This window comes from Planktothrix sp., assembly GCF_046067725.1.
Classification (GTDB): domain Bacteria; phylum Cyanobacteriota; class Cyanobacteriia; order Cyanobacteriales; family Microcoleaceae; genus Planktothrix.
Genome location: NZ_JBJUDF010000324.1, coordinates 1 through 3,868, shown reverse-complemented (window position 1 = coordinate 3,868; position 3,868 = coordinate 1). Strand labels below are relative to the sequence as shown.

Below are 3,868 nucleotides of genomic sequence, written 5' to 3'. Positions count from 1 at the left end.
GTCACTGAGAACTTACAAACGTTGTTAAAGGTGCTGTCCCAAGTCGAAAGTTATCAACGTCAAGTCATTGGTAAAGTAGATGATCCTCAGATTATTGGACAAATTAAAGAAATTGATAGTTCAGAAATTCAGTTAAATATTATTTCTGAAATTGAAGTATTAACAAAGTTAAAAAATCGCTTTTCCCGTAGTACCTTAAATATTGGTGTTGCCGGACGAGCAAAGCAGGGAAAAAGTCGCTTTTTGCAAAGTTTAACAGGACTCAGCACCACAGAAATTCCTGATGGAAATCGTCAACATTGTACCGGAGTACGGAGTACCATTCATCATAATCCTAATGTGGATACCTATGCTGAAGTTTGGTTTCATACCGAACGATCATTTTTAGAAGAAATCATTGCTCCTTATTATAAAAAACTGCATTTAGGAGAACAACCCCAATTTCTGGCAGATTTTGCCAATCAACCTTTACCTGTACTGCCTAAAACCTTATCAGATTATGCTCAACCTGGAGCAATGTATGAGCATCTCAAACGATATCATACCCATTTTCATCAATATGCTCATTTATTAAAAGAAAGTTCACCCCGTTTGATCAAAAAATCTCAAATTCGAGAATATGTGGCTCAAGATACTGTTGATGGTCAGCGAATTTTATTTAACTACTTAGCTGTTAAAGAAGTGAAGATTACCTGTACTTTTCCTAATGCAGAAGTGGGTAAAATTGCCTTGGTTGATATGCCGGGTTTAGGAGATACAGGTTTAGGGGATGAAGAAAGATTAATTACAACCTTGGGAAAAGATATCGATTTTATTTTTTTTATTAGAATGCCGAAATCTTCGGGTGATTATTGGGCGGATGTTGATGTCAAACTTTATGATAGTGCTTCCTCGGCTTTACAAGATTTACCGATTCAGTTATGGTCGTTTATGATTTTAAATCAAACATCGTCTGATTCTAATAATGGTAATAACTCGAAAAATTGTCAAGATTTATTGAAAACAATTCAAGAAAAACATATTAACGTTCAAAGATGTTTAAGTGTTAATTGTGCAGATCCAGTAGAATCTCATCAAGCCTTAGATGCCATGCTAGAGTATTTAATCAATAATATCTCGGCACTGGATGAAAAATATGCTTCTGCTTGTCAGAAAAGGATAGTAGAAATTCAAAAATCCGTTGAGTCTTTCTGCCATAAAGCAAGGGCTATTTTTTCTAAAGACTCCGAAGATGATTATCAGGATGCTGAAGAATTGTTGGGTGATTTATTTGAATATAATGATGATAACTGGTGGTCAAAGGTAACATTAGGTTTACAAAATTTGAGAACATCTCTTTGGCATCAACGTCAGGTTCCTAATGAAAATTTATATCAAGGGATGATCGATGCCATTGAAGAATGTGAACAGAATAGAGGGATTTTATCGGATGAAAATGCCATAGCAAAAATTAATGAAAAAATTAAAATTGAGAGTCCTTTCAGAACTTACCCTAATTATCAAGATGAATTAAGAGTTTTAATTTCTAGTCGTTTTTTTTCTTTAGATAAAAGTTTAGAGAAAACAATTGAATCAGCCAAGGAAGAAGCGGCTTATGTTCTTAAGGAATATGGAGGTTTAAAGTCATTAAGCGAGGCTAAAGGAACGGAGTTTTTTGAAGCGATCGCTCAATTAATTCCTGAAAGCTATAAGCAGATTAAACTAGGTTTTAAAATTATTGCTGAATTTAAACTATCTTATCGAGGTTTAATTCTGCCGCGTGTTCGTCAATATTTAGATGGATTAACTAATATTAGTGCAATGACAGGAGAATATCACAGTATGATAGAGACGACAGACCAAACTTTATTAATTTCTAAAGATACAACGGCTGAAGAAATTTTTACGGCTCTTGAAATTGATTATGATAAAGCCATTCATACTATTAAACCTGCCTTAGAAGAATTACTTTCAGAACCCAGTGAAGCGGCTTATGCTATGGTGGAAGAGTTTGTTGATAATGTCATCCGTCAAAAAGATTCTAAAAAAGAATGGAAAAACTTTTTAAGAAAATGTCGAGGACAAATTTGGTCTCATGAATTTGGCAAAAACGAACAGGATCGCTTGTTAAAAACAGAATGGAGAAACCTAATTAACCAAGTTGAAACATCGAATCAAAATCAACAATTACGTTTTATTGAACTGTAAGTTAGGAGGAAATTAATTATGTATAACGCTGAAGAATTAAATATTATCATGGTAGGTTCTGTAGGAACAGGTAAAACTAGCATTTTAGCTGCTATGTATGAAGAATTTCATAAAACCTTTGAGCAAGCTAATTTACAAACATGGGATGATACTAAAACTTTACGAGCGATAGAAGAATGCCAAGCTACTCTCAAAAACCTTGATGCTCGTTTAACGCAAACAGTTATTCCTACTGAACCCCGACTTAATCCTTGGCGTGAGCAGGGTTTTATTTTTGAGATTGGTAGTAGGGGGAAGAAATTTATGAAGCTAAGGTTTACCGATCCTTCGGGTGAATATTTCAAGCCTAATGCCACACCGGAACAAAAAGAATATGTAAAATATCAGCTTAATCAGTGTGATGCGGTCGTCATTCCTGTTGATGCAACAGCTTTAATGCAAAAGAAAACAGGAAAAGTGAGTTACGGTGAAATGGGATTTTGGCATGAGGATAAAAATGATTCTAAACGCATTACCCAATTATTAAAAGACGCCTATGCTAATGTTTTATCTCCCCGATTAGTGATTTTAGCTCCTGTCAAATGTGAAACTTATATGAAAACGGATCGGGAAGCCAATAATTTACTTCATCATATTAAACTCGGATATGCTGAATTACTGGATTTTCTCAAATCAGAGAGCCTCATTGATAAAGTTTCTGTTGTTGTTACTCCAGTAGAAACTATTGGCAATGTTACCTTTGCTTATCATAAAACTGATGAAAATAATAATACAAAATTTTATTATTATAAAACTCCTATTAATAATGCACCCTATAGTCCTCAAAATGGGGATCAAGTTTTGCGTTATATTCTCCTGTTTTTAATTAATGTTTATTTAGATAAAAAAAGAAAATTTTTAGAAGATGAGCAAGAAAAATTAAAGCAGTTAGAAAAGCAGCTTTTTGCCAAGAAGGAAGAGTTAGAACAGGCAAAATCAGAATTCGAGCGTAACGAGAAATTAGTAGAGGATAGGATTAAAACTTGGTGGCTCTTTAGAGAAATTGCTAATCTGTTTGATGATCGGGAAACTCCATATCATCAAGCAAAAGACAAATATCGAGGAACACAAAAGGAGGTGAATGAAACAACTTCACAATTTAATAATAGTTTTTATCAAATTCAAGCTACCCAAGAGCAAATTAAGGCTTTTAATGATGCTTTATTTAGATTTGCGATTGAATGCAAAAACAATCATGGATTTGCTATTCTTCAAGGTCATAAATGGTTAGAGATCCCTCAACCTATTCTATGATTTTTATCAATCACTTAATTGGTTATTTTTACGGAAGGAGAAAATTATGGAAAATATTTCAATTTATGTCAAAACTTCAGCATTAGGGAAAACGGGGATTCACTGGCGTCATATTGAGAGTAAAGAGAATCAACCTTCAGAAGTTCCCAGTTTACTTAAACAAAAAATTTTAAACAATGAAAACCATGAACACCCTCTAATTGTTGATGATTTACTAGATGTTGTTAAACCTTCTCTATTAATTTTTAGAGATGGACAGGACAACAAACTATTATTAGAAGTGACAGGAATAGAATCACCTAAACGTTCGGAACGCATGGGTAGAAAAGTTTTAAATTCTATTGTTTTTATCACTGATGATGAACAAGAGATCAGAAAAATTGCCTAT

The 3,868-nt window shown here is 33.6% G+C and carries 3 protein-coding genes; all 3 read left to right on the top strand.

The annotated features are described in order from the left end of the window. Window positions 1–2,187 (top strand): hypothetical protein (locus ACKPEB_RS20040; protein WP_408966755.1); only part of this gene is annotated, 2,187 nt, incomplete at its 5' end. An 18-nt stretch (window positions 2,188–2,205) separates the two neighbouring features. Further along, window positions 2,206–3,480, top strand: a complete 1,275-nt coding sequence (locus ACKPEB_RS20035) for a TRAFAC clade GTPase domain-containing protein (protein WP_408966754.1) — start codon at window positions 2,206–2,208, stop codon at window positions 3,478–3,480. A 46-nt stretch (window positions 3,481–3,526) separates the two neighbouring features. Next, window positions 3,527–3,868 (top strand): hypothetical protein (locus ACKPEB_RS20030; protein WP_408966753.1); only part of this gene is annotated, 342 nt, incomplete at its 3' end.

Bases quoted from the DNA above. Each gene is read 5' to 3' on its own strand.
- ACKPEB_RS20035 (WP_408966754.1), top strand. From the start codon at position 2,206: ATGTATAACGCTGAAGAATTAAATATTATCATGGTAGGTTCTGTAGGA.